We start from the raw sequence: 483 nt of genomic DNA, 5'->3' as shown, positions 1-483 counted from the left end.
CCTCCATTCCGTCTCGTTCTCCGTGCGCCGCGGTGCCACGACTTGCGTCGTTGGCGAGAGCGGCAGCGGCAAGAGCGTCTCCTGCCAGGCCGTGCTCGGCCTGCTGCCGCGGAACGGCCGGCGCGTCGGCGGGCGCATCCTCTTCGAGAGGCGCGATCTCGCCCTGGCCAGCGAAAGTGAGCTGGAGACGGTCCGCGGACGCGGCATCGGCATGGTGTTCCAGGACCCGCTCGGCTCGCTCAATCCGCTGCACACCGTCGGCACGCAGCTGCGCGAGACCCTGCGGCTGCACAGCTCGCTCTCCGAGCCGCAGCGCCAGGCGCGCGAGCTCGAGCTGCTGCGCATGGTCGGAATCCCTGAGCCCGCACAACGCCTGGCATCCTATGTCCACCAGTTCTCCGGCGGCATGGCGCAGCGCGTGATGATCGCSATGGCGCTGGCCTGCGAGCCGCGCCTGCTGATCGCCGACGAGCCGACCACGGC

The 483-nt window shown here is 71.0% G+C and carries 1 protein-coding gene; it reads left to right on the top strand.

Going from position 1 to position 483, the window contains the following annotated elements:
• Positions 1-483 (top strand): ATP-binding cassette domain-containing protein (locus AB4Y92_RS25650; RefSeq protein ID WP_441822181.1); only part of this gene is annotated, 483 nt, incomplete at both ends.

The sequence above is a fragment of the Lysobacter sp. TAB13 genome (genome assembly GCF_052113885.1).
GTDB lineage: Bacteria > Pseudomonadota > Gammaproteobacteria > Xanthomonadales > Xanthomonadaceae > Lysobacter > Lysobacter gummosus.
The sequence above is the reverse complement of the archived record's forward strand: the minus strand, read 5'-3'. Positions and strand labels throughout refer to the sequence as shown.